Source organism: Streptomyces sp. NPDC032745, assembly GCF_055579465.1.
Genome location: NZ_JBVING010000003.1, coordinates 424,078 through 447,928, shown reverse-complemented (window position 1 = coordinate 447,928; position 23,851 = coordinate 424,078). Strand labels below are relative to the sequence as shown.

Here is a 23,851-nt window from a genome sequence, read left to right as displayed (position 1 = left end):
TCCGGCGACACCGGCACCTGACACGTGAAAGCCCCTGTGAGCGGCTCTGAGGCCACTCACAGGGGCTTTCGTGCGTCTCCGGGCGGAACGGGCCGCCGGCTAGCGCCGGCCGCCCGTCAGGCCGCCGAAGAACGTCCCGCCGTTGTTGTTGCCGCCGTCCTGCTGGCCGGCCACCGTCTGGACGTTGATGACCCGGCCCGCTTCCACGGGCGTGCCCGCCGGGGGATCGGTCTGCATGACGATCGCCTTGTCGTCCGTCGGACCCGCGATGACCTGGAGGGTCAGGCCCCGGCTCGCGAGGTCCGCCTTGGCCTGGGCGACCGTCTTGGTGATCAGCTGCGGGACCTGGGTCTGCTGGCCCGCCTTGGCGATCTGGACGTTGACCGTCGTGCCCACCGCGAGCTGCTCGCCCGCCTGGTACTGCTGCTGGACGATCGTCTTCGGCGGGGCACCGGGAGAGTCGACCTCCGTCACGCTGCCCAGCTTGAGCTTGGCGTCGTTCAGGGCCTTGACCGCTGCCTCCTTGGTCTTCCCGAGGAGGTCGGGCATGTCGGACTTCGACTGCTCCTTGGCGACGGTCAGGGTGACGGTCGAGCCCTTCGGGGCCTTGCCGCCGCTCTTCGGGGTCTGGTCCAGGACGGTGCCGGCGGTCCGCTCGGACTCCTGGGTCTTCTTCTCGACCGCGAAGCCCTTGTCCTTGAGCGCCTTCTCCGCGTCCTCGAACTTCACGTTGAGGACGTCGGGCACGTCGATGTTCGGTGCGCCCGAGGAGACCTTGACCTTGACCGTGGAGCCCTTGTCGACCTTGGTGTCGGGCGCCGGGTTCTGCGAACAGATGTTGCCCTTGGGCTGGTTGTCGCAGGCCTCGTCGGCTTCCTTCTCGACCTTGAGGCCGACGTTGTCGCCGGTCTTCTGCGCCTGCTCGAGGGTCTCGCCGATGAGTTTCGGCACGCTCGGCCGGTTGTCGGCGCCGCCGCTGAAGAGGGAGCGGCCGATGAGGATGGCGCCGACCAGGACGAGGATGCCGGCCGTGACCAGCAGGATCGTCGAGGCCTTGCTCTTCTTCTGCTGGCGGCGGCCGTGGCCGCCCTGGTCGTAGCCGTTCTGGCCCTGGTCCCCGTAGCCGTAGCCGCCGTCGCCCGGGGGCATCGGCGGGAGCATGGAGGTCTGGCCGGAGTCGGCGGCGCGCAGGGCGGTGGTGGGCTGGTCGTAGCCCTGGTGTCCGTAGCCGTGGCCCTGGTCGGGGTAGCCGTAGCCCGGGGCGCCCATGGCGGCGGCCGCCGCGACGGGCTGGCCCTCGAGGCAGGCCTCGATGTCGGCGCGCATCTCGTCGGCGGACTGGTAGCGGTAGTCGGGGTCCTTGACCAGCGCCTTCAACACGATCGCGTCCATCTCGGGCGTGATCTCGGGGTCGAAGTTCGACGGCGGCTGGGGTTCCTCCCGTACGTGCTGGTACGCGACGGCGACCGGGGAGTCGCCGATGAACGGCGGCCGGACGCTGAGGAGTTCGTACAGCAGGCAGCCCGCGGAGTAGAGGTCGGAGCGTGCGTCGACCTGCTCGCCCTTGGCCTGCTCCGGGGAGAGGTACTGGGCGGTGCCGATGACGGCCGCGGTCTGCGTCATGGTCATGCCGGAGTCGCCCATGGCGCGGGCGATGCCGAAGTCCATGACCTTGACCTGGCCGGTGCGGGTGAGCATGACGTTGGCGGGCTTGATGTCGCGGTGGACGATGCCGGCGCGGTGCGAGTACTCGAGGGCCTGGAGGATGCCGATGGTCATTTCCAGGGTGCGCTCGGGCAGCAGTTTGCGGCCGGAGTGCAGGAGCTCACGCAGGGTGGAACCGTCGACGTACTCCATCACGATGTACGGGATGGAGATGTTGTCGACGTAGTCCTCGCCGGTGTCGTAGACGGCGACGATCGCCGGGTGGTTCAGGGACGCGGCCGACTGGGCCTCGCGCCGGAACCGGGCCTGGAAGGACGGGTCGCGGGCGAGATCGGCACGCAGGGTCTTGACGGCGACGGTACGGCCGAGCCGGGTGTCGTGGGCGAGGTAGACCTCGGCCATGCCACCGCGGCCGAGCACGTGGCTCAGCTCGTACCGGCCGCCGAGGCGACGCGGCTCTTCCATAACGTTGCAGCCCTCTCCGTCAGTCCCGACCGCACCCGTGTGTGGTCCGGCGGTGTGCTGTTCGCGCAAAGGCTACCGGCCGATCGTCGGTGATCGGTTCGTGACCACAGGCTGATACCGGACCGGTACCGTACGCTCGTATCCGGGCGGGAACAGTGATGTGGATCACTCTAGTTCGGCTTTTTTTGCGCCCCTGTCGGCCTTTGCGCTCCCCCGTCAGCCCTGGTTCTTCAGGACGGCTTCCATGACGGCCTTCGCGACCGGGGCCGCGAGGCCGCCACCGCTGATGTCCTCGCGGTCGGCCTCGCTGTCCTCGATGACGACGGCGACGGCGACCGGGGAGCCCTTGTCGGTCTTGGCGTAGGAGATGAACCAGGCGTAGGGCCGCTTGGCGTTCTTCTCGCCGTGCTGGGCGGTGCCGGTCTTGCCGCCGACGGTGACGTCCTTGATCTTGGCCTTGCCGCCGGTGCCGTTCTCGTTCTCGACGACGTTGACCATCATCCGCTGGAGCTTCTGCGCGTTGGCGGGGGAGAGCGGGCGGCTCATCTCCTGCGGCTCGTGCTTCTCGATGACGTCGAGGTTCGGGGCGGTGAGCTGGTCGACCATGTACGGCTTCATCAGCTTGCCGTCATTGGCTACGGCCGCGGCGACCATCGCCATCTGGAGCGGGGTGGCGGCGGTGTTGAACTGGCCGATCGCGGAGAGCGAGTTGCCCGGCCGGTCCATGTTCTTGTCGTAGATGCTGGCGAACGCCCGGACCGGGGTGTCGATCTTGTCGTTGTTGAAGCCGAACTTCTGCGCGGTCTCCAGCATCTTGTCCTTGGTCACCTTGTCGGCGATGTTGGCGAAGACGGAGTTGCAGGACACCTGCAGCGCGAAGTTGAGGGGCGCCTTCTCGCAGCCCTTGGCGTGGTTGACCATCGGGGTCTTGGTCGTCGGCAGGAAGAACGGCTCGGGGGTGTCCGTCGGCGCGTCGATGTCGGTGACGACGCCGTGCTCCAGCGCGGCGGCGGCGGTGACGACCTTGAACGTCGAGCCGGGCGGGTAGGTCTCGCGCAGGGCGCGGTTGACGAGCTTCTTCTCCGGGCTGTCCTTCAGCTCGACCCAGGCCTTCTCGTCGGTCTTGGAGTTCCCGGCGAAGCTGGACGGGTCGTACGAGGGGGTGCTGACCAGGGCCAGGATGGCGCCGGTGCGCGGGTCGATCGCGGCGACGGCGCCCGTCTTGGTGCCGAGCTTGTCGAACGCGGCCTGCTGGGCCTCGGGCATCAGCGTGGTGACGACGTTGCCGCCGGCCTTCTTCTCGCCGGTGAACATGCCGATGGTGCGGTCGAAGAACAGCCGGTCGTCGTTGCCGGTGAGGATCTTGTCCTCGAGGGACTCGAGCTGGGTGGAGCCGAAGGCCTGGGAGGCGTACCCGGTCACGGGCGCCCAGAGCGGGCCGTTGGTGTAGGTCCGCTTGTACTTGTAGTCGCTGCCGTCGGTGGTGTCCGACCCGGTGATGGCCTGGCCGCCCGCGACGATGATGTTGCCGCGCTGGGTGGCGTACTGGGCGATCTGGACCCGGCGGTTCTCCTTGCGGGTGCTGAGTTCCTCGGCCTGGACGTACTGGAGCCAGTTGGTCCGGATCAGCAGGGCGAGGACGAGCAGCCCGCAGAAGATCGAGATGCGGCGCAGGGGCTTGTTCATGACGGGCGGACCACCTGGGTCATCTCGGAGTCGGGGGACGGTGCCGGGGCCGGGGCGGGGCGGCGTGCGGTGTCGCTGATCCGGATGAGGATCCCGATGAGGGCCCAGTTCGCGAGGACGGACGAACCGCCGGACGCGAGGAAGGGCATGGTCATGCCGGTCAGGGGGATGAGGCCCATGACGCCGCCGGCGACCACGAAGATCTGCAGGGCGAAGGCGCCGGAGAGGCCGATGGCGAAGAGCTTGCCGAAGGGGTCGCGGGCGGCGAGGGCGGTGCGCACGCCGCGCTCGATGATCAGGCCGTAGAGCAGGAGGAAGGCCATGACGCCCGCGAGGCCGAGCTCCTCGCCGACCGTGGAGAAGATGAAGTCGGAGTTGGCGGCGAATCCGATGAGGTCGGAGTTGCCCTGCCCCCAGCCGGTGCCGAGCACCCCGCCGGAGCCGAAACTCATGATCGACTGGCCGACCTGCTCGCAGGCGCCCGACTTGGAGTAGCAGGCGAAGGGGTCGAGCCAGGCGGTGACACGGGCCTTGACGTGGCTGGCGGTCGCGCCGACGACGGCGGCGCCGGCCACGCTCATGACCAGGCCGATGACGATCCAGCTGGTGCGCTCGGTGGCCACGTACAGCATGATCACGAACATGCCGAAGAAGAGCAGCGAGGTGCCGAGGTCGTTCTCGAAGACGAGGACGAGCAGGCTCATCGCCCAGATCATCAGGATGGGGCCGAGGTCGCGGCCGCGCGGCAGGTAGAGGCCCATGAAGCGGCGGCTGGCCAGGGCGAGCGCGTCGCGCTTCACCATCAGGTAGCCGGCGAAGAAGATCGCGATGACGATCTTCGCGAACTCACCGGGCTGGATGGAGAAGCCGCCGACGCTGATCCAGATCTTCGCGCCGAAGACGTCGGCGCCGAGGCCCGGCACGACCGGCAGGATCAGCAGGACCAGCGAGGCGGCCATGGAGATGTACGTGAACCGCTGCAGGGTGCGGTGGTCCTTGAGCAGCAGCAGCACGCCGGCGAACAGGGCGATGGCGAGCGCCGTGTACATCATCTGGCGGGGGGCCGACTCGGAGAAGTGGCCGAAGCTGCGCTTGGCCAGGTTCTGCAGCCGCTCGGACTGGTCGAGCCGCCAGATCAGGACGCAGCCGAGCCCGTTGAGCAGTGTCGCGATCGGCAGCAGCAGCGGGTCCGCGTACTTCGCGTAGCGGCGCACCACGAGGTGGGCGATGCCGGCGAGGACGGCGAGGCCGCCTCCGTACGCGACCATGCCGGGAGGCAGCTTGCCGTGGATCGACAGGCCCACGTTGGCGTAGGCGAAGATCGGGATGACCACGGCGAAAACGAGCAGCAGGAGCTCGGTGTTCCGCCGGCTCGGCAGCTCGATGGCGCCGATGGTGGTCGTGTTGGTGACAACGCTCATGGTGTGGCAGGCCCCCTGTGCCCGCGGGTGTCTACTACTGCTTGCCGCAGAGGCCGACCAGCGACTGCTCCGTGGGAGTCAGGCTGGGGCCGGGTGCTGGTGGGTTCTGCGCTTCCGCGGCGCGGCGCTCCTCGTCCTTCTTGCAGGCGGTGACCTGGGCGCCGAGTTCGTCGATCTTCTGACGGGCGCCGTCGAGGCTGGTCTCGGTGATGGTGGCCTCGACCAGCTTGCGCTTGAAGGGCGGCAGGTACTTCAGTTCGATGTCGGTGCGGTCGGTCTCCACCTTGGAGAGCTCCAGCGGGCCGAGGTTCTGGCTGATGCCGCGGAACAGCGCGACGTGCTCGCCCTTGACGCCGATGTAGAACTGGGTCTGGGTCCAGCGGTGGGCGGCGTAGAGGCCGCCTCCGACGACACCGGCGACGATCAGCAGGATCAGGGTGCGGGTGGTCCACTTGCGCCCTTTGCCGCGGCGCCGGCGGGGGTGGTCGTACGTGTCGTCGTAGCGGGAGTCGTCATCGTACGGGTCGGGTTCGCCGAAGCTGCCGTACGCGCCGCCCTGGCCCTGGTCGGGGTATCCGTAGCCGGGCGCCTCACCGCTGCCGGGGGGCCCGAAGGCACCGGCGGGCGGGGGGACCTGGCGGCCCAGGCCGGAGGCGCGGCCCGCCGGGGTCTGCATGGCGTTGCCGTCGAAGAGCTGGTGCTGGTTCTCGGCGACCGCGCCGACGACGACCGGGGTGTCGTTCAGCTGGGCGGCGAGGGTGTCGCCGCTGTCGGTGTCGAGGACGTCCGCGACGATGCAGGTGATGTTGTCCGGTCCGCCGCCGCGCAGGGCGAGCTGGATGAGGGCCTGCACGGTCTCGTGGGGGCCGTGGTAGCCGGCGAGCGTCTCTTCCAGGGTCTGGTGCGAGACGACGCCGGAGAGGCCGTCGGAGCAGATGAGGTAGCGGTCGCCGGTGCGGACCTCGCGGATGGAGAGGTCGGGCTCGACGGTGTCACCGCTGCCGAGCGCCCGCATGAGGAGCGAGCGCTGCGGGTGGGTGGTGGCTTCCTCTTCGGTGATGCGGCCCTCGTCGACGAGGCGCTGCACCCAGGTGTGGTCCTGGGTGATCTGCGTGAGGACGCCGTCGCGGAGCAGGTAGGCGCGGGAGTCGCCGACGTGGACGAGTCCGAGGCGCTGGCCGGTCCACAGGAGCGCGGTCAGGGTGGTGCCCATGCCCTCGAGCTGGGCGTCCTCCTCGACCATGACGCGCAGCTGGTCGTTCGCGCGCTGCACGGCAGTGGCGAGCGAGGTGAGGATGTCGGAGCCCGGGACGTCGTCGTCGAGCTGCACGAGCGAGGAGATCACCTCGGAGCTCGCGACCTCGCCGGCGGCCTGGCCGCCCATGCCGTCGGCGACGGCGAGGAGACGGGGTCCGGCATAGCCGGAGTCCTCGTTGCCCTCGCGGATCATGCCCTTGTGGGATCCGGCGGCGAACCGCAGGGACAGACTCATGCGCACCTGCCCAGTCGACGCTTCCTCCGGGTACAACCGGTCTCGAGCCACACTGCCCACCCTCCGGTCGGGAGCGCGCTCGGGTCCGTGTCCTGGGTGGGCCGGACTGCCGCGGCTCGCTCGCTCCGCTCGCTCATTCTCGTACTACTTCCGCAGCTCGATGACGGTCTTGCCGATGCGGATCGGGGCGCCCGGCGGAATGGGCGTCGGGGTGGTCAGCCGGGTCCGGTCGAGATACGTGCCGTTGGTGGACCCGAGATCCTCGACGATCCACTGGCCGTCACGGTCGGGATAGATCCTGGCATGGCGGCTGGAGGCGTAGTCGTCGTCCAGCACGATCGTGGAGTCATGTGCCCGGCCGAGCGTGATCGTCTGGCCCGCCAGGGCAACGGTGGTGCCCGTGAGGGTGCCCTCCGAGACGACGAGCTTGGTCGGCGCTCCGCGGCGCTGGCGCTGCTGCGGTGGCGCGGCGGTCTGCCGGCCTCCGGCCTGCGCCGGCGCTCCGGACGCGGCGCTGCCGCGGCGCGAGCCGCGCTGCGTGACGCGCGTACCGAAGAGGTCGCTGCGGATGACCTGGACGGCCACGATGACGAACAGCCACAGAACGGCCAGGAAACCCAACCGCATGACCGTCAGGGTCAGCTCTGACATTGCCCCCGCTTCACCCTTCGGCTTGCCGGTAAATGATGGTGGTGCTGCCCACGACGATCCGCGAGCCGTCGCGGAGCGTAGCGCGGGTGGTGTGCTGCCCGTCCACCACGATGCCGTTGGTGGACCCGAGATCCTGGATCGTCGAGGGCGTTCCGGTCCGGATCTCACAGTGCCGGCGCGAGACGCCGGGGTCGTCGATCCGCACGTCGGCTTCGGTGCTTCGGCCGAGTACGAGCGTGGGGCGCGAGATCTGGTGGCGGGTGCCGTTGATCTCGATCCAGTGGCGCCGGGTGCCGCCTGCGGCCGGTACGGGGGCCGGCCCGCCGGCGCCCGGCCGGCGGGCGGCCGCGGCCGCGCCCGGGGGCGGTCCGGCCGGCATCGGCGGTGCGGCGACCGGCGGGTAGCCGTAGCCGCCCTGCTGGTTCTGGGGGGCCTGCGGCTGCGCCTGGGAGGTGCTGGAGGCGAGCGTACGGCTGCGGACCCGGTAGAGCCCGGTGTCGAGGTCGTCGGCCTTCTCCAGGTGGACCTTGATCGGGCCCATGAAGCTGTAGCGCTGCTGCTTGGCGTAGTCGCGGACGAGGCCCGCGAGCTCGTCGCCGAGCTGCCCGGAGTAGGGGCTCAGCCGCTCGTAGTCACCGGCGCTGAGCTCGACGATGAAGTCGTTGGGGACAACGGTCCGCTCGCGGTTCCAGATCGTCGCGTTGTTGTCGCACTCGCGCTGGAGCGCGCCGGCGATCTCGACGGGCTGGACCTCGGACTTGAACACCTTGGCGAAGGTGCCGTTCACCAGACCTTCGAGTCGCTGCTCGAACCGCTTCAGGACTCCCATGGGGCACCTCCTCCGTCGTTGTCGCCCTGTACTGCTTACTGATCGTATCCACGCGTGGCGGATTCGGCTGGTTCCCCCTGGGTCCCATGCGCAGGAGTGTTGGTCCTCACAAGGGATCGTAGGGGCGCTCAGGGGACAGTGTCCCGCACCGGACGTGCGGTGCGGGAGGGGCATTCGGAGTCGGGTCGACGGGTGCGGGGAAAGCGATGTGAATCCACCCCGTCCGACGTGCTAATGTTTCGACGTCGCCAGGGGAACGGACCGAAAGGGAAGATCCACTGGGGAGCTGCTCGGGCGAGTGGCGGAACGGCAGACGCGCTGGCTTCAGGTGCCAGTGTCCTTCGGGACGTGGGGGTTCAAATCCCCCCTCGCCCACATCGACGAAACGGTCGTCATCGCGAAAGCGATGGCGGCCGTTTCGCTTTTCCCGTGTTCTGGTGGGGTGTTGACCGCGAGCGGGTCGTTCCTGCGGATCGCCGGAGGGCCGATCCCGTGCCGTGCGCGGGGAGTTGGCCGTCGAGGCGGTACCGGCCGTGGTGTCGGCCGTACGACTTTCGTCACGCAGGGCGCGACGAAAGAGGACGGTCCGGCGGGGGCGCGGGTGTCTAGGGTCGGTCGCGTGGATGTGACGGCGAGGATGCGGGCGGGCTGGGACTGGCTGACGGGCCCCGAGCCGTGGACCCGGCGGATGCTGGCGGGGGACCTGGTGATCGCCGGGCTGCTCGCGCTGCTCGGTCTGGGGGTCGAGGAGCTCGACAACGGCAGCGTGCAGCGGATGATCGGCAGCGCCGCCGCTGTGGTGCTGCTCACGCTGCTGAGGCGGCGCCTGCCGGCGGCGACCCTGGTCGTGGCGTCGGCGGTGTCCCCGTTCCTGCCCGGCTCCTTCCTGGTCATGATCCTGCTGGGCTGGTCGGCGGGGCGCCGGATCGTCGGGGTGGGCCGGGCGCTGACCGCGTTCACGCTGGCCTTCCTCGCCTCGGTCGGCTTCGGTGTGCTGCAGGCGTGGTCCGACAAACGGCCCGTACTGGTGATCGTCTTCTCCACGCTGATGTTCCTCGCGATGACGGTCATGCCGGGTCTGGCCAGCCGCTACTGGTCGCAGCGCCGGACCCTGCTGCAGGCGCTCCAGGAGCGCAACGGGCAGCTGATGCGGGAGCGCGCGATGGTCGCCGGGCAGGCCCGGCTGCGCGAGCGCCAGCGGATCGCCCAGGACATGCACGACAGCCTGGGCCACCAGCTGGCGCTGATCTCCGTGCACACCGGAGCCCTGGAGGTGGACCCGAAGCTCACCGACCGCCAGCGCGAGACCGTGGGGGTGCTGCGACAGGCCTCGGTCGCGGCGATGCACGAGCTGCGCGAGGTCGTCGGGATCATGCGGGACGGCGTCGAGGCGCCGGTGCCGGTCGAGGAGGCCCAGCCCGCGGCGCGCGGCGTGGCCGGGATCGCCGGGATCGTGGAGGCGGCGCGGAGCGCGGGGACCGACGTACGGATGACCTCGGCGGGGCGGCCGAGGCCGCTGGTCGCGGCGTGCGACCACGCGGCGTACCGGATCGTGCAGGAGGCGCTCACCAACGCGTACAAGCACGCCCCGGGGGCGCCGATCTCGGTGGAACTGCGGTACGAGGACGACTCGCTGGTGGTGGAGATCGCCAACGGGCCCGCGACCGGGCCGGGCACGGGCGAGGTGGTGTCGGGCGGGCAGGGGCTGACGGGGCTGCGCGAACGGGCCCGGCTGGTCGGCGGGATGGTGCACGCGGGCACGACCGACGGCGGCGGGTTCCGGGTGGCCGGGGTGCTGCCGTACGGGACGGAGCCGGCGGGCGTGGAGGACATCGCCGACGACTTCGGGCAGCAGGCGCAGGCTCTGGGGCTCGCGACGGCGCCGCCGATGGACTGGGCGGCGGTGGACCGGGAACTTGCCGTACGCAGCCGCAGCCGGACCGGGGGCGTCGCGATGGGATGCGGGATCGCCTTCGCGGCGGTGGTGCTGCTGGTGATCGTCATCGGGGCCGGGGTGGTGCTGCTGCTGGGCACCGCGGGCAACGCGATGATCAGCCAGGGCGACTACGACGAGGTGCGGGTGGGCGAGTCGGAGGAGGAGGTCCGCGGCCGGCTGCCCGACGGCGAGAGTTTCCTCACCGAGGGCCTGGACCGGAAGGGACCGGAGCGGCCGGAGGGCTCGCGGTGTCTGGCGCTGCTGTCGTCGGGCGACTCGGGGCTGTCCACCGATACCGTTTTCCGGTTCTGCTTCAAGGACGGCAAGCTCATCGACAAGCAGGCGTACGAGGTCAAGCAGTAGGAGCGCGGGTGACAGCCAAGGTGATCCGAGTGGTGATCGCTGACGACGAGCCGCTGATCCGGGCCGGGATCAGGATGATCCTGACCTCGGCTCCGGACATCGAGGTCGTCGCGGAGGCGGCGAACGGCCGCGAGGCGGTGGACCTGGCCCGCGCGCACACGCCGGACGTGATGCTGCTGGACATCCAGATGCCGGTGATGGACGGCCTGACCGCGCTCGGTGAGCTGGGGCGGGCGGCACCGGAGGTACGGGCGCTGATCCTGACCACCTTCGGGGAGAAGGAGAACGTGCTGCGGGCGCTCGGCTCGGGCGGCGCGGGGTTCCTGCTGAAGGATTCGGCGCCGGGCGAGCTGATCGGCGCGGTGCGGGCCGCCGCGGCCGGGGACGCGTACCTCTCGCCGGGGGCGACCCGGCACGTGGTCGACCAGCTGGCCTCGGGACAGGCCGCGGGGCGCGGCGAGGAGGCCCGGCGGCGGGTGGCGGAGCTGAGCGAGCGCGAGCGGGGGGTGCTGGCGCTGCTGGGCGAGGGGCTGTCCAACGCGGACGCGGGCCGGCGGCTGCACATGAGCGAGGCGACGGTGAAGACGTACGTGAGCCGGATCCTGGCGAAGCTGGGCTGCGAGAACCGGGTTCAGGCCGCCCTGCTGGCCAGGGACGCCGGGCTGTAGATACGGTCGGGCCGAATTGATGTTGTCGGACGGGACGGTCCGACGAGTACGGGTACGGGCGGGGGCGGCACGGATGGTGGCGGTACCGGAGCAGCGGGTTGCGGAGCCGGACGGGACGACGGGCCGTGCGCCCGGCGCGGCGGACGGCGGGCGGATACCCGCGGTCGGGGGGTTCGCCCCGCGGGCGGTGGCGGGCTCGCCCAAGGAGGCGGGCAGGGCGCTGCGTACGCGGGTGCCGCGCTCGGCGCACGCGCACTTCGAGGCGCCGGCCGGGCGGCCGGACGCGGTGCAGGCGGTCGAGGAGTCCAACGTCGGGCGGGTCGCCGAGCTGGCGCCGATCCGGGTGGGCCGGATGGCCGCGAACCCGTTCGCGTTCCTGCGCGGATCGGCCGGGCTGATGGCGCACGACCTGTCCGGCGGTCCGGTGACCGGGGTCGGCGCGCAGATCTGCGGCGATGCCCATGCGGCGAATTTCGGCCTGTACGGGGATGCCCGCGGCCGGCTCGTCATCGACCTGAACGACTTCGACGAGACCGTGTTCGGCCCGTGGGAGTGGGACCTGAAGCGGCTGGCGACCTCGCTCGTCCTGGCCGGGCGGGTGGCCGGCGCGGACGAGGAAACCTGCCGGGCCGCGGCGCACGACACCGTGGGCGCGTACCGCCGGACCATGCGGCTGCTGGCCAAGCTGCCGGCGCTGGACGCCTGGAACGCCATCGCGGACGAGGAGCTCGTCTCCCACACCGACGCCCGCGACCTGCTGGGCACGCTGGAGCGGGTCTCGGAGAAGGCCCGCAACAACACCTCGGCGCGGTTCGCCGCCAAGTCCACCGAGGCCGGCCCCGACGGGGGACGACGCTTCGTCGACGCCCTGCCGGTGCTGCGCCGGGTCGGCGACGCCGAGGCGGCGGCCGTGGCGGCCTCGCTGGGCCCGTACCTGAAGACCCTCCAGGGGGACCGGCTGCCGCTGCTGGCCCGCTACGCCATCCACGACGTGGCCTTCCGGGTGGTCGGCACCGGGAGCGTCGGCACCCGCTCGTACGTGGTGCTGCTGCTGGACCACCGGGGCGAGCCGCTGGTGCTCCAGGTCAAGGAGGCGCGGCCGTCGGTGCTGCTGCCGTACCTGCCCGCGCTGGGCTTCGAGTCCGCGGTCGAGGAGCACGAGGGCCGCCGGGTGGTGGCCGGGCAGAAGCGGATGCAGGTGGTCTCCGACATCCTGCTGGGCTGGACCACGGTGGAGGGGCGGCCGTACCAGGTGCGGCAGTTCCGCAACCGCAAGGGCAGCGTGGACCCGGCGGCGCTGGCGGCCGACCAGATCGACGACTACGGGCGCATGACCGGCGCCCTGCTGGCCCGCGCGCACGCGCACAGCGCCGATCCGCGGCTGCTGGCCGGGTACTGCGGCAAGAACGACGAGCTGGACGAGGCGATGGCCACGTTCGCGGTGGCGTACGCCGACCGGAGCGAGGCCGACCACGCGCACCTGCTGGCGGCGGTGCGGTCCGGGCGGATCGCGGCGGAGGCCGGGGTCTGAGCGGGTGGTGGCCCGATCACGGTCCGGTTTGCGATCCGCGTCACGGTCCCGGGTCGATGTTCCACGTGAAACATCGACCCGGCCCGACCGGCCTTAGGGTGGCCGGGTGAGCGAGCAGCAGACTGAAGACACCGGCGACGAGCGCCCCGAGGCGCGCCTTGAACGGGCCGTGCGGGCCGCCGAGCAGGCGCTGATCGAGTTCGAGATCGCCGTGGAGACCTTCCGGGTGGAGGTGGAGAACTTCTCCCGCCTGCACCACCAGAAGCTCGGCCCGATGTACTCGAGGCTCGACGAGCTGGATGCGCTGATCGCCGAGGCGAAGGCGGCGCGCAGCGGCGATGCCGAGGATCTGCGACGGGCCCGGGACGCCCGCTCGCTGGTGATGCCGATGCCGGGCGTGGACGAGCTGTTCCACGACTGGATGGGTTCGGAGGGCATCTCCGACGACGCGTCCGCGATGCTCACCGACCGCGCGGTGCGGCCCCCGGAGCGGGTGCGGCCGACGGAGGAGGTACGCCGGCTGTACCGCGAGCTCGTCCGCCAGGCGCACCCGGATCTCGCCCGGGACGAGGCCGAGCGGGAGCGGCGCGATGCGTTCATCGTGCGGGTGAACGCGGCGTACGCGCGGGGCGAGGAGCAGGTGCTGCGCGAGCTGGCCGAGGAGTGGGCGGCGGGTCCCGTGCCGGAGGCCGTGCGGCAGCTGAACGAGAGCGAAGAGCTGTACGCCCGGCTGGAGTGGCTGGCGCGGCGCAAGGAGCTGCTGTCGGTGCTGGCGCGGGAGCTGGAGGACAGCGCGATCGGGTCGATGCTGCGGATGGCGCCGGAGGATCCGGACCGGCTGCTGGAGGAGATCGCGGAGCAGCTGCTGGCGCAGGTCTCCGAGCGCGAGTCGGAGCTGGCCGGGCTGGGTGGGGCCTGAGCCTGCCGGGTGCCGTGCGGCGCCGTTGCGCTGGGCGGTGCCCACGCCTCGAGCGCCGGCGGGGCTGGATTTGGCGGGGCCGGGTTCGGCCCGGGCTCGGATAGGTCTCGGATAGGTTGGGAGTCAGATCTGCGATGAGAGAAGGCGACGTATGAACTTCGGACCGCTTCCCTCGGTGGACGCCGCCGCGGTGCCCTCCGAAGGCTTTGTCCTCGACGTCCGTGAGGACGACGAATGGGCTGCCGGACACGTGGAGGGCGCCCTGCACATCCCGATGAGCGACTTCGTGGCCCGCTTCGGTGAGCTGACGGAGGCCGCCGAGGACGGCCGCCGCGTGCACGTGATGTGCCGCGTCGGCGGGCGCTCCGCTCAGGTCACCCAGTACCTGGTGCGCCAGGGCATCGACGCCGTGAACATCGACGGCGGCATGCAGGCCTGGGACGGCGCCGGGCGCCCGATGGTGACCGACAACGGGAACCCGGCCTTCGTGCTCTAGCGCGCCACGCGTCGGCCGCCAGGGGTCGGCCGTCAGGCGAGGGCGTGGGCGGCCAGCAGGTCGCCCAGCGCCTCCTCGTGCGCGGCGGCCGGGCCCAGCTGGAGCTCCAGCTGTTTGGCCCACGCGTGGTAGCGGTGCAGCGGGTAGTCGGTGTCGGCGCCGAAGCCGCCGTGCAGGTGCTGCGCCGTCTGCACGACCCGGCGTACGCCCTCCGAGGCCCAGATCTTGGCGACGGCGACGTCCCCGGCGCTCGGCAGCGGGCCGCCGGCTCCGCCGGTCGCCGCGTCGAGCCGCCATGCGGCCTGCCAGAGGGTGACCTCCATGGCGCGCAGGTCGATGTAGCGGTCGGCGGCCTGGACGGCGACGGCCTGGAAGGTGGCCACCGGGAAGCCGAACTGCTCGCGCTTGCCGGTGTATTGGCTGGTCATCGAGAGGACTCCCTCGCCGAGTCCGAGTGCCAGGGCGCAGGTTCCGGTGGCGAGGAGCTGGCGGAGCCGCTCCCAGGCCCCCGGGGTGTCGATCAGATGCGTCGTGGGCACCCGTACGCCGTCCAGGGCGAGTTCGGCGAGCCGTTCCCCACTGGTGGAGACCTGCTCGGCCAGGGTGAGGCCCTCGGCGGCGCGCGGGACGAACGCGAGGACGGCCTCGCCCTCGCCGGTGTGGGCCGGTACGGCGATCCAGTCGGCGCCGTGCGCCCACGGGACGGCCGTCTGGACCCCGTCGAGGGTCCACCGGGCGCCCTCGCGGCGGGCGGTGACGGCGAGTTCCGCGGGATCGTGGCCGCTGCGCCCGTGGGCGGCGGCGGTGAGGACGAGCGTGCCCCGCCCGGCGTCGGACAGCAGGGCGGCGGCCAGTTCGGGGCTGCCGTGGGCCTGGACGGCCATGGCCGTGGCGCAGTGCTCCAGCAGCGGAACCCGGGCCAGCACCTTCGCCGCCTCGCGCAGCACCAGGCACAAGGCGATCGCGTCGAGGCCCGCCCCGCCGTGCTCCTCGGCGAGGACCAGGCTCAGCAGGTCGGACGCGGCGAGCTTGGCCCACAGCGGCCGGTCGAAGTCCTCCGCGACGGCCCCCGGGGTCAGCGCGGGGCTGGGCACGCCGTCCGGGGCGACGTCCGCGAAGACGGCCTTCGCCGCCTCGACGGCGGCCTGCTGCTCCTCGGTGAAGGTGAAGTCCACTGCCTGTCCTCCCGCGCGCACCGGATCCCGGTCAGGCCCGGTCCGGACCTGACGGTGCGTCAAGATAGAGCAGGATGAAGGAAATGGACAGCCTCAGCGGTCGAAGTCGATCTCCACTTCCTCGGTCACCGCGTGCGACTGGCAGGCCAGCACGAACCCGGCCTCCGTCTCCTCCGCCTCCAGCGCGAAGTTCCGGTCCATCCGGACCTCGCCCGTGACCAGGAACGCCCGGCAGGTGCCGCAGACCCCGCCCTTGCAGGCGTACGGGGCGTCCGCGCGGTTGCGCAGCACGGCGTCCAGCAGGGACTCCCCGTCGCGGACCGGCCAGGTGCCGGAGCGGCCGTCGAGCCGGGCCGTGACCCGTACGTGGGAGGGAGCCGCGGCCGGGGCCGGCGGTGCCGTGTCCTCGACGTGGAAGATCTCCTCGTGGATCCGGGTCCGGACGACGCCGAGCGTGCCCAGCGCCCGCTCCGCGCCCACGACCAGCCCGTACGGGCCGCACAGGAACCAGCCCGTGACGTCGGCGACCGGCAGCAGCGCGGGCAGCAGGGCCTTCAGCCGCTCCTCGTCGAGGCGGCCGGACGGCAGCCCGGCCTCCTGCTCCTCCCGGGACAGGACCGTCACCAGCTGGAACCGCTCCGGGAAGCGGTCCTTGAGGTCGGCGACCTCGTCCAGGAACATCGTCGACGCCGCCGTGCGGTCGCTGCGGACCAGGCAGAACCGGGCGTCGGGCCGCGCCGCCAGCAGCGAGGCGGCGATCGACAGCACCGGGGTGATCCCGCTGCCGCCGACGATCGCCGCGTAGTGCCCGGCGGCCGGCGCGGCGGCCGGCTCCAGGACGAACCGCCCGGCCGGGACCATCACGTCCAGCACGTCCCCGGCGGCGATCTCCTTGTGCGCGAACGTGGAGAACTCGCCGCCCTCCACCAGCCGCACGCCCACCCGCAGCGCCGCCGGGCCGGGGCCCGCGGGGTCCGGGGCAGGGGAGCAGATCGAGTACGTACGGCGGATCTCCACGCCCTCGGGGGTGCTGCGGCGCAGCGTGAGGTGCTGGCCGGGGGCGTGCAGGTACTCGCCGCGCAGCTCCTCGGGGACGCGCAGGGTCAGCGCCACGGAGTCGTCGGTGAGCCGGTCGACCGTCGCCACCGTCAGGGGGTGGAAGGCGCCGTGGCGCGCGGGGCGCCCGGAGCCCGACGTGGGCGACGGCGTGGACGCGGCCATCTACAGCTCCTTGAAGTGGTCGAACGGTTCACGGCAGGCGGTGCAGCGGCGCAGCGCCTTGCATGCGGTGGAGGAGAACCGGCTGAGCAGTTCGGTGTCGGTCGATCCGCAGTTAGGGCAGCGGACCGAGAGGGTGACCGGGACCGGCCCGCCGGCCGCGTGCGGCCGCGGCGGGGCGATGCCGAACTCGGCGAGCTTGCGCCGGCCCTCGGCGCTGATGTCGTCGGTCGACCAGGCCGGGGCCAGGACGGTGCGCACCTGCACGTCGGGGATGCCGTGGCCGGTCAGGACCCGCTCGATGTCGGCGGACATGGCCTCGATGGCGGGGCAGCCGGTGTAGGTCGGGGTGAGGGTGACCTCGACGTGCCCGTCCTCGTGCATCCGCACGCCGCGCATCACGCCCAGCTCGGCGAGGGTGAGCACGGGCAGCTCGGGGTCGGGCACGGAGCCGGCGAGCTCGGCCAGCTCCGCCTCCAGGCGGGTCATGGCCTCGGGAGCCTCGGGCCCGCCCGTCGGGGCCGGGGCGCGGGGCGTGTCCGTCACCATGACGCCCCCGGATGACTGCGGTGCAGGTGCTGCATCTCGGCGAGCAGCCTGCCGAACGACTCGGTGTGCAGGCCCTGCCGGCCGGCGCCGGCCGCCCAGGCGCCGGTGCGCGGGCCTTCGGGGAGCGCGAGCCCGGCCCGCTCCAGTACGCCGCCCACGGCGGCCAGCCAGCGGCCTTCCAGGGCGGCCCAGTCCACGCCGTCGATGCCGTCCACCGGCTGGAACATCTCGCCCGTGAACTTCCACAGCGCGTCCAGGGCGGCCTGCATGCGGGCGTTGCTCTCCTGCGTGCCGTCGCCGAGCCGCAGGGTCCATTGCTCGGCGTGGTCGCGGTGGTACGCGGTCTCCTTGACGGCCTTGGCCGCCAGCGGGGCGAACAGGCCGTCGCCGACGGCCAGTTCCGCGTACAGCTCGTGCTGGTGGAAGGAGAAGTAGAGCTGGCGCGCGATGGTGTGGGCGAAGTCCCCGTTGGGCTGCTCGACCAGCTGGAGGTTGCGGAAGGACCGCTCCTCACGCAGGAAGGCCAGCTCGTCCTCGTCCCCGGCCAGGGACAGCAGGATGCGGGCCTGGCCGAGCAGGTCGAGCGCGATGTTCGCGAGGGCGACCTCCTCCTCGAGGACGGGGGCGTGACCCGCCCACTCGCCGAGGCGGTGGGAGAGGATCAGGGCGTCGTCCCCCAGTGCGAGGGCTGCCGACTGGACGACATCGGGCTGAACGGCATCGGTGCTGGTCACAGGTGGTGCACCCCCTCGGGGATCTCGTAGAAGGTCGGGTGCCGGTACGGCTTGTCGGCCGACGGGGCGAAGAACGGGTCCCGCTCGTCCGGCGAGGACGCGGTGATCTCGGTGGAGGGCACCACCCAGATCGAGATGCCCTCGCCGCGCCGCGTGTAGAGGTCGCGGGCATTGCGCAGGGCCATCTCCGCGTCGGGTGCGTGCAGGCTGCCCGCGTGCGTGTGCGAGAGGCCGCGGCGCGAGCGCACGAACACCTCCCACAGTGGCCAGTTCTGCGTCATACCCCTGCCTCCTCGTTCGTTGCCGTGCTCTGTATGGCGGTGTGTGCGGTCCGGGCGGAGTGCTTCTCCGCGTACGCCGCGGCCGCCTCGCGGACCCAGGCGCCTTCCTCGTGGGCCCGGCGCCGCTGGCCGATCCGCTCTTCGTTGCACGGGCCGTTGCCCTTGAGCACGTCCCAGAACTCGGCCCAGTCGATCGCACCGAAGTCGTGGTGCCCGCGCTCCTCGTTCCACTTCAGGTCCGGGTCGGGCAGGGTCAGGCCCAGCGCCTCGGCCTGCGGAACGGCGATGTCCACGAAGCGCTGGCGCAGCTCGTCGTTGGAGTGCCGCTTGATCCGCCATGCCATGGACTGCGCGGAGTGCGCCGACTCGTCGTCCGGCGGGCCGAACATCATCAGCGAGGGCCACCACCACCGGTTCACGGCGTCCTGCGCCATCGCGTGCTGCGTCTCCGTGCCCTTGGAGAGGGCCATGAGGAGCTCGAAGCCCTGGCGCTGGTGGAAGGACTCCTCCTTGCAGATCCGGACCATCGCACGGGCGTACGGCCCGTACGAGCAGCGGCAGATCGGCACCTGGTTGGTGATCGCCGCGCCGTCCACGAGCCAGCCGATCGCGCCGACATCGGCCCAGGTCAGGGTGGGGTAGTTGAAGATCGAGGAGTACTTCTGCTTGCCGGAGTGCAGCTTGTCGAGCAGCTCGTCGCGGCTGGTGCCGAGGGTTTCGGCGGCGCTGTACAGGTAGAGGCCGTGGCCGGCCTCGTCCTGGACCTTGGCCATCAGGATCGCCTTGCGGCGCAGCGAGGGCGCACGGGTGATCCAGTTGGCCTCGGGCTGCATGCCGATGATCTCGGAGTGGGCGTGCTGGGCCATCTGGCGGACGAGCGAGGCGCGGTACGCCTCGGGCATCCAGTCGCGCGGCTCGACGCGCTCGTCGGCCGCCACAGCGGCGTCGAAGGCCGCCGCGAGCTGTGCCCCGAGGTCAGCCCCGAGGCCTGAGTCCTGCCCCGTTTCCGGGGTCACTGCCACCATCCCGGCCCCCTGCCAGAGATTGTTGACCGCCCGACCGACCGATCGTTCGGTTCGTACTCTTCAATGGTGGGTCGGCGGCCCGTAGGGTGTCAACCTCTGAGGTCAACCCTGTGGACGCCGGACGATCGGGGCGGGATGGATTCGAACGAGCGCGAGCCCGCGGAAGAGGCTGTTCCGCCGGTCGATCCGCCGGTCGATCGCCTTGCTGTTCCGTCGGCGCGCCCGCCGGTCGATCCGCCGGCCGGTCCGGCGGACGAGGCGCCTGCCGATCCGGCGGACGAGCGGCCGGCCGGACCGCCGGCCGGTCCGGTGCCGCCCCGGGCGCCCGGGATCGCCGGCCTGTCCGCCCCGTACCGGGTCGTCACGGCCCTGGCCCTGGCGGCCGTGGGCCTCGCCGCCTGCGGGCACCTGGCGCTGGTCTTCCTGCACGTCGCCCCGTCCAACACGGTGAGCAAGCAGCACGCGAAGACGGTCGACGACTGGATCTACCCCGAGTTCGAGCAGAACTGGAAGCTCTTCGCCCCCAACCCGCTCCAGCAGAACATCGCGGTGGAGGTACGGGCGGAGGTGCGCACGGCAGCCGGCGGCGAGCCGGTCGCGAGCGGCTGGCGCGACCTGTCCGCGCAGGACGGCGAGGCCATCCGGCACAGCCTGCTGCCGAGCCACGTGCGGCAGAACGAGCTGCGCCGGGCCTGGGACTTCTTCACCGGCTCGCACGACGAGGACGACAAGCCGATCGGCGAGCGAGGGGAGCTGTCGGAGCAGTACCTGCGGCGGATCGCGCTGGACCGGCTCGCGGACGACGGGGTCGCCGCGGGCGGGATCGTACGGATCCAGCTTCGCTCGGCGACGCGGGCGGTGGCGGCGCCGCCCTGGAGCGACGAGAAGACCGACACCCAGACCTACTACCGGGAGCTGCCGTGGTGGACGGTGTGAGGCGGGCGCGCGCCGCCGCCGGCCGGGCGGTCGCACAGGTCACCGGACGGGCGCTGGGCCCGTACCAGAGCGCCGTCGTCCGCATCGGCTTCTCCGCCACCTGGCTGTTCTTCTTGCTGAGGGAGTTCCCGAACCGGCACGAGCTGTACGGGCCGGACGGGCCCTGGAGCTTCGGGCTGGCGGAGCGGCTGATCGACTCGAACCACGCCTTCACGGTGCTGATGTGGTCGGACTCCACGCTGTGGTTCGAGATCGTCTACGCCGTGTCGGTGCTGTCGAGCGTGCTGCTGATGCTGGGCTGGCGGACGCGCGCGATGTCCGTGGTGTTCATGGTCGGGGTGCTGTCGCTGCAGAACCGCAGCGTGTTCATGGGCGACGGCGGGGACAACGTCATCCACCTGATGGCGATGTACCTGGTGCTGACGCGGTGCGCACAGGTGTGGTCGCTGGACGCGCGGCGCGCACGGCTGCGGGGGTCGGCCTCGGCCGGGGCGGCCGGGCCGGTGCTGTGGGGCGTGCTGGGCGCGGTGTTCGCGTACGGGGCGGTGGCGGCGGGGTTCGGCTACGGCTGGCTGGCGGCCTTCGCGGCGCTGTGGGTGGTCTGCGCGGTGTGGTGGATGGTGGACCGGTACGAGCCGGAGGGCGAGGGGCGGGCGGTCCTCGACGTCCTGGCGAACCTGGTGCACAACGCGGGGCTGCTGGTGATCATGGCTGAGGTCTGTCTGATCTACGCGACGGCCGGCTGGTACAAGATCCAGGGGTCGCGGTGGCAGGACGGGACCGCGCTGTACTACCCGCTCGGGCTGGACTACTTCACGCCGTGGCCGGGGCTGTCGTCGGTGGTGGCGGGGAACGGGACGCTCGTGATGCTGCTGTCGTACGGGACGGTGGCGGTGCAGGTGGCGTTCCCGTTCACCGTGTTCAACCGGCGGATCAAGAACGTGCTGCTGGGGGTGATGATGCTGGAGCATGCCGGGATCGCGGTGCTGCTGGGGCTGCCGTTCTTCTCGTTGGCGATGATCGCCGCCGATGCGGTGTTCCTGCCGACGGGGTTCTTGGTGTGGCTGGGCGCCAGGGCCTCCGGCCCGGTGGGGTCGGTGGGGTCTGCGCCCGTTCCGGCGGAGGCCGGGCGGGCCCTTGCGCCGGCGGAACCGAGCCCTGGCGTGCGCTGACCGGCCGGGGTGTGCGGGCTCCGTCGCCGGGTGCCGGCCACGGACCCTCCCCCGGCCACCGCTGGGGGGACCCCAGCGCCTCGAACGCCGGCGGGGCTGGAATCGGCCGGGCTGGAATTAGGGTCGGCTGTATGAGTGAGCAGAGTGGGCGTGAGTGGCGGGTTGCGGCCGAGCAAGGGGATCTCGTGCTGCTCGACGGCTTCCATGCGCTGAAGCACGCCCTGCGGTTCGGGGCCGATGTGCGGGCCGTCGTCGCCGACGATCCGGATGCCGTACGGGCGCTCGCCGGCGAGCTGGCTCCGGATGTGGCGGGCGAGGTCGGGCGGCTGGTGCGGAAGGCCGAGCTGCGGACGCTGCTGCCCCGGGTCCACCCCACCGGGGTCGCGGCGCTGGCGGTACGGCCCGACCGGGCCGAAGGGCGGGCCCGGCTGGACCGGCAGCCCCGGACCGCGCCCGTCGTCGTGCTCGACAACCCCCGCAACCTCGGCAACGTCGGCGCCGTGGTCCGGCTCGCCGCAGGCTTCGGTGCCACCGGAGTGGTGACCCGCGGCGACCTCGACCCCTGGCACCCGAACGTGGTCCGGGCCGGGGCCGGGCTGCACTACGCCACCACGGTCGACCGGGTCGAGATCGACACCCTGCCCTCCGGGCCGGTGTACGCGCTCGACCCGGAGGGCGAGGACATCCGCACCCTCACCCTCCCGGACGACGCCCTGCTCGCCTTCGGCTCGGAGCGGCACGGCATCTCACCCGAGCTGCGTGACCGGGCCGACCACCTGGTCTCCCTGCCGATGAGGCCGCAGGTCTCCAGCTACAACCTGGCCACGAGTGTGGCCATGACGCTCTTCCACTGGGGCGGACCCCACGCCGGTTAGGCCTGGCGGCGGACCTCCACCACGCGGAAACGGTTCGAGACGAAGGCTCCGTCGCACAGGGCCGCGTTCGCCGCCGGGTTGCCGCCCGAGCCGTGGAAGTCCGAGAAGGCCGCGGTCTGGTTGACGTAGACCCCGCCCGTCAGGTTCAGCGACAGCTGCGCCGACTCCTCGAGGCAGACCTCCTCGATGGCCCGCTCGGTGTCCGCGGAGGTGGTGTAGGCGCCCACCGTCATCGCGCCCTTCTCCCGCACCGTGCGGCGCAGGAGGTCCAGGGCGTGCGCCGTGGAGTCCACGGCGACCGCGAAGGAGACCGGGCCGAAGCACTCCGAGAGGTACGGGGCCGAGTCGTCCGGCTTGGCCGCGTCCAGCTTCACCATCACCGGCGTGCGGACCACCGCGTCCGGGAACTCCGGGTTCACCACCTCGCGGGAGGCCAGCGCCACCTCGCCGAGGCCGGCCGCCGCCTCCAGGCGGGTCTTGACGTCCGGGTTGACCAGGGCGCCGAGCAGCGCGTTGGCCCGGGCGTCGTCGCCGAGCAGGCCGCCGACCGAGGCCGCGAGGTCGGCGACGACCTCGTCGTACGACTTGTGGCCGGCGTCCGTCTCGATGCCGTCCCGCGGGATCAGCAGGTTCTGCGGGGTGGTGCACATCTGGCCGCTGTACAGGGAGAGGGAGAACGCCAGGTTGGACAGCATTCCCTTGTAGTCGGAGGTCGAGTCGACGACGACCGTGTTGACGCCGGCCTTCTCCGTGTAGACCTGCGCCTGGCGGGCGTTGGTCTCCAGCCAGTCGCCGAACTCGGTCGAGCCGGTGTAGTCGATCAGCTTGATCTCGGGGCGGACGGCCAGGGTCTTGGCGATGCCTTCGCCCGGGCGCTCCACGGCCAGCGCCACCAGGTTCGGGTCGAAGCCCGCCTCGGCGAGGACCTCGCGGGCCACCTTCACCGTCAGCGCCAGCGGGAGCACGGCGCGCGGGTGCGGCTTGACCAGGACCGCATTGCCCGTGGCCAGGGAGGCGAACAGGCCCGGGTAGCCGTTCCACGTCGGGAACGTGTTGCAGCCGATCATCAGGGAGACGCCGCGCGGGACGGCGGTGAAGGTCTTTCCGAGCTCCAGCGGGTCCCTCTTGCCCTGCGGCTTCGACCAGTCGGCCTGGCCCGGGACGCGGGTCTGCTCCTCGTACGCGTACGCCACCGCCTCCAGGCCGCGGTCCTGTGCGTGCGGGCCGCCCGCCTGGAACGCCATCATGAAGGCCTGGCCGCTGGTGTGCATGACCGCGTGCGCGAACTCGTGCGTCCGCGCGCCGATCCGGGCCAGGATCTCGATGCAGACCAGGGCGCGCACCTCGGGACCGGCGTCCCGCCAGGCGCCCATGCCGGCCTTCATCGCGGGCAGCAGCACGTCGGGGTCGACGTGCGGGTACTCGACGCCCAGCTCGGGGCCGAACGGGGACACCTCGGCGCCCGTCCAGCCGTCCGTGCCGGGCTGGCCCAGGTCGAAGCGGGTGCCGCGGACGGCCTCGAAGGCGGCCAGCCCGTCGGCCGGCGCGGTCTCCCCGTAGGCCTTGGGGTGCTCCGGATGCGGGGACCAGTAGGCGCGGCTGCGGATGGCCGCCAGGGCCTGGTCCAGGGTGGACCGGTGCTTGTCGGACAGCTGGGGGACGGTGAGCTCGGCGGCCATCAGGGACCAACTCCTCGTTGAGCCGGGCAAGATCAGGCTGGATCGCAGACTGAGATCAGGCAGGGGCGGGTGAAGAAGAGCAGAC

At 71.8% G+C, this 23,851-nt stretch carries 21 protein-coding genes and 1 tRNA gene; 9 read left to right on the top strand and 13 right to left on the bottom strand.

The genetic code is table 11. From position 1 onward, the window contains the following. Positions 1-99 precede the first annotated feature (99 nt). From pknB to ACZ5WG_RS09875, 6 genes are all read right to left on the bottom strand, one after another. Positions 100-2,130 (bottom strand): Stk1 family PASTA domain-containing Ser/Thr kinase, encoded by a 2,031-nt coding sequence (gene pknB / locus ACZ5WG_RS09900; protein WP_468721968.1) that lies wholly within the window; start codon positions 2,128-2,130, stop codon positions 100-102. 216 nt (positions 2,131-2,346) lie between these two features. After that, entirely contained in the window at positions 2,347-3,816 is a 1,470-nt protein-coding gene (locus ACZ5WG_RS09895) for a peptidoglycan D,D-transpeptidase FtsI family protein (protein ID WP_468721967.1), read from the bottom strand. Further along, positions 3,813-5,237 carry an FtsW/RodA/SpoVE family cell cycle protein gene (locus tag ACZ5WG_RS09890; protein ID WP_030292699.1) on the bottom strand — a complete coding sequence of 475 codons (1,425 nt, stop codon included), beginning with the start codon at positions 5,235-5,237 and terminating at the stop codon, positions 3,813-3,815. The genes ACZ5WG_RS09895 and ACZ5WG_RS09890 overlap by 4 nt, the downstream gene beginning before the upstream one ends. Positions 5,238-5,271: 34 nt before the next feature. Further along, positions 5,272-6,729, bottom strand: a complete 1,458-nt coding sequence (locus ACZ5WG_RS09885) for a PP2C family protein-serine/threonine phosphatase (RefSeq protein ID WP_468721965.1) — start codon at positions 6,727-6,729, stop codon at positions 5,272-5,274. 144 nt (positions 6,730-6,873) lie between these two features. Next, a complete protein-coding gene (locus tag ACZ5WG_RS09880; protein ID WP_266627537.1) occupies positions 6,874-7,380 on the bottom strand; it encodes an FHA domain-containing protein FhaB/FipA in 507 nt (168 codons plus the stop codon). 10 nt (positions 7,381-7,390) lie between these two features. After that, the gene (locus tag ACZ5WG_RS09875) at positions 7,391-8,209 is read right to left on the bottom strand and encodes an FhaA domain-containing protein (protein WP_468721964.1); all 819 of its coding nucleotides are present in this window, start codon (positions 8,207-8,209) and stop codon (positions 7,391-7,393) included. A gap of 292 nt (positions 8,210-8,501) precedes the next feature. On the opposite strand from ACZ5WG_RS09875, the gene ACZ5WG_RS09870 reads away from it, so the two are divergent. The 6 genes from ACZ5WG_RS09870 to ACZ5WG_RS09845 all read left to right on the top strand — a co-directional run bounded on the left by ACZ5WG_RS09870 (position 8,502) and on the right by ACZ5WG_RS09845 (position 14,122). After that, positions 8,502-8,584: transfer RNA gene (locus ACZ5WG_RS09870), tRNA-Leu, on the top strand. Between the two features lie 262 nt (positions 8,585-8,846). Further along, the gene (locus ACZ5WG_RS09865; RefSeq protein ID WP_468722282.1) at positions 8,847-10,508 is read left to right on the top strand and encodes a sensor histidine kinase; all 1,662 of its coding nucleotides are present in this window, start codon (positions 8,847-8,849) and stop codon (positions 10,506-10,508) included. An 8-nt stretch (positions 10,509-10,516) separates the two neighbouring features. Next, the gene (locus tag ACZ5WG_RS09860; RefSeq protein WP_468721962.1) at positions 10,517-11,176 is read left to right on the top strand and encodes a response regulator; all 660 of its coding nucleotides are present in this window, start codon (positions 10,517-10,519) and stop codon (positions 11,174-11,176) included. A 73-nt stretch (positions 11,177-11,249) separates the two neighbouring features. Then, positions 11,250-12,707, top strand: a complete 1,458-nt coding sequence (locus ACZ5WG_RS09855) for a DUF2252 domain-containing protein (protein ID WP_468721961.1) — start codon at positions 11,250-11,252, stop codon at positions 12,705-12,707. A gap of 106 nt (positions 12,708-12,813) precedes the next feature. Beyond that, entirely contained in the window at positions 12,814-13,626 is an 813-nt protein-coding gene (locus ACZ5WG_RS09850; protein WP_468721960.1) for a J domain-containing protein, read from the top strand. Positions 13,627-13,777: 151 nt separating this feature from the next. Further along, positions 13,778-14,122 (top strand): rhodanese-like domain-containing protein, encoded by a 345-nt coding sequence (locus ACZ5WG_RS09845; RefSeq protein ID WP_385587088.1) that lies wholly within the window; start codon positions 13,778-13,780, stop codon positions 14,120-14,122. Positions 14,123-14,154: 32 nt separating this feature from the next. On the opposite strand, the gene ACZ5WG_RS09840 is transcribed toward ACZ5WG_RS09845, so the two are convergent. The 6 genes from ACZ5WG_RS09840 to paaA form a co-directional block, all read right to left on the bottom strand. Beyond that, positions 14,155-15,297 (bottom strand): acyl-CoA dehydrogenase family protein, encoded by a 1,143-nt coding sequence (locus ACZ5WG_RS09840; RefSeq protein ID WP_468721958.1) that lies wholly within the window; start codon positions 15,295-15,297, stop codon positions 14,155-14,157. Positions 15,298-15,390: 93 nt separating this feature from the next. After that, complete coding sequence (locus ACZ5WG_RS09835) at positions 15,391-16,518, bottom strand: 2Fe-2S iron-sulfur cluster-binding protein (protein ID WP_468721957.1); 1,128 nt, start codon at positions 16,516-16,518, stop codon at positions 15,391-15,393. Further along, positions 16,519-17,064, bottom strand: coding sequence for a 1,2-phenylacetyl-CoA epoxidase subunit PaaD (paaD, locus tag ACZ5WG_RS09830; RefSeq protein ID WP_399250720.1), 546 nt, complete (start codon positions 17,062-17,064; stop codon positions 16,519-16,521). Beyond that, positions 17,058-17,798 (bottom strand): 1,2-phenylacetyl-CoA epoxidase subunit PaaC, encoded by a 741-nt coding sequence (gene paaC, locus ACZ5WG_RS09825; protein WP_468721955.1) that lies wholly within the window; start codon positions 17,796-17,798, stop codon positions 17,058-17,060. The genes paaD and paaC overlap by 7 nt, the downstream gene beginning before the upstream one ends. Further along, complete coding sequence (paaB, locus tag ACZ5WG_RS09820; RefSeq protein WP_030292728.1) at positions 17,795-18,079, bottom strand: 1,2-phenylacetyl-CoA epoxidase subunit PaaB; 285 nt, start codon at positions 18,077-18,079, stop codon at positions 17,795-17,797. The genes paaC and paaB overlap by 4 nt, the downstream gene beginning before the upstream one ends. Next, a complete protein-coding gene (gene paaA / locus ACZ5WG_RS09815) occupies positions 18,076-19,104 on the bottom strand; it encodes a 1,2-phenylacetyl-CoA epoxidase subunit PaaA (protein WP_468721954.1) in 1,029 nt (342 codons plus the stop codon). Before paaA ends, paaB begins: the two co-directional genes overlap by 4 nt. Before the next feature lie 135 nt (positions 19,105-19,239). On the opposite strand from paaA, the gene ACZ5WG_RS09810 reads away from it, so the two are divergent. The 3 genes from ACZ5WG_RS09810 to ACZ5WG_RS09800 all read left to right on the top strand — a co-directional run bounded on the left by ACZ5WG_RS09810 (position 19,240) and on the right by ACZ5WG_RS09800 (position 22,087). Then, entirely contained in the window at positions 19,240-20,040 is an 801-nt protein-coding gene (locus ACZ5WG_RS09810) for a DUF5819 family protein (protein WP_468721952.1), read from the top strand. Continuing rightward, positions 20,028-21,212, top strand: a complete 1,185-nt coding sequence (locus ACZ5WG_RS09805) for an HTTM domain-containing protein (RefSeq protein WP_468721951.1) — start codon at positions 20,028-20,030, stop codon at positions 21,210-21,212. The genes ACZ5WG_RS09810 and ACZ5WG_RS09805 overlap by 13 nt, the downstream gene beginning before the upstream one ends. A 131-nt stretch (positions 21,213-21,343) precedes the next feature. After that, the gene (locus tag ACZ5WG_RS09800) at positions 21,344-22,087 is read left to right on the top strand and encodes a TrmH family RNA methyltransferase (protein ID WP_468721949.1); all 744 of its coding nucleotides are present in this window, start codon (positions 21,344-21,346) and stop codon (positions 22,085-22,087) included. On the opposite strand, the gene paaN is transcribed toward ACZ5WG_RS09800, so the two are convergent. Beyond that, complete coding sequence (gene paaN / locus ACZ5WG_RS09795; RefSeq protein WP_468721948.1) at positions 22,084-23,766, bottom strand: phenylacetic acid degradation protein PaaN; 1,683 nt, start codon at positions 23,764-23,766, stop codon at positions 22,084-22,086. The genes ACZ5WG_RS09800 and paaN overlap by 4 nt on opposite strands. Positions 23,767-23,851 lie beyond the last annotated feature (85 nt).